At 67.3% G+C, this 211-nt stretch carries 1 pseudogene; it reads right to left on the bottom strand.

Annotated elements, in window-relative coordinates:
• Positions 1 to 211 (bottom strand): annotated as a pseudogene (locus AC3A6J_RS28090) (IS21 family transposase); the annotation flags it as partial.

The raw sequence follows: 211 nt of genomic DNA, 5'->3' as shown, positions 1-211 counted from the left end.
GGCGCACCTCCTGGATGATGATCGGATCGACTGCGCTCACGCGCCCTCTGAGGGAGTCATAGCGCAACACGTTGGCTTGGGGCTCGGTCGTCAGGCGAAGCGCTTGGGGCGCCGTCACTGGCGCCGGTGTCACCGGCTTGCCGTCCAGCAGCCGGTGCAGGACGTTGAGCACATGCGTCTTGCTGGCTACGCCAGCCTCCAGGGCCAGCTC

The sequence above is a fragment of the Variovorax sp. Soil_C_39 genome (assembly GCF_057656815.1).
The sequence above is the reverse complement of the archived record's forward strand: the minus strand, read 5'-3'. Positions and strand labels throughout refer to the sequence as shown.